The organism is Corynebacterium sp. ACRPZ (genome assembly GCF_022346205.1).
Classification (GTDB): domain Bacteria; phylum Actinomycetota; class Actinomycetes; order Mycobacteriales; family Mycobacteriaceae; genus Corynebacterium; species Corynebacterium lehmanniae.
This window is the reverse complement of record NZ_JAKRMR010000042.1, coordinates 1-696: the sequence shown is the minus strand read 5'-3', so window position 1 is coordinate 696 and position 696 is coordinate 1. Positions and strand designations below refer to the sequence as shown.

Here is a 696-nt window from a genome sequence, read left to right as displayed (position 1 = left end):
GACTGGTACAGATCCATCCCGGACGCCGTCATCGCCGAGTCCATCCTCAACCGACTCATCGCCGGCGCCGAAATCATCACCCTCGAAGGACCAAACATGAGACTGGAAGCTAACCAGTAACCCCACAAAACGCTTGAGTGGAGACCGCTACCGGATCCCCACTCAAGCGCTACCACGAACTCACCACACCGCTACCATTTCGATCTTCTAAACACGCTGTTGTCCGCAATGCGGAATCCGCACGATGAATCTCGTGGGTGTCCACCAATGATGGGCACAGGCCTAGTTGTCCGCAATGCGGAGTTGGTGCACACCCCAGCCCCGTTGTTTATTCCGCACTAGCGGGTTGCCGTTTGTAGAAGTCGTCGGGTCTGGTTGCGTTTGTGCAGGTGGGTGAGTGGGCTGGGTGGTGGTTTCGACGAGTTTTACAATTCATGGGTGGCCACCCATTGTTGGAGTGTCTGTTTTGTCCGCAATGCGGACACCGTCACTGGCGCCACCCCCGGCAGGCAGTGGGGGTGCGAATACACGCATAGAAAAGCACCCGCCACACAAATGGTTGTGTGGCGGGTGCTTGTGTGTGAAGTTGTTGGGTCGGCGGTAACCTACTCTCCCACTCCCTCCCGGGGGCAGTACCATCGGCGCGGGCGGGCTTAGCTTCCGGGTTCGGAATGGGACCGGGCGTTTCCCCGCCGC

Annotated in this window: 1 rRNA gene; it reads right to left on the bottom strand. The window is 58.9% G+C overall.

The features are described 5' to 3' along the window. Positions 1-592 precede the first annotated feature (592 nt). Positions 593-696: ribosomal RNA gene (rrf, locus tag MHX64_RS11895) — 5S ribosomal RNA — on the bottom strand; the annotation flags it as partial.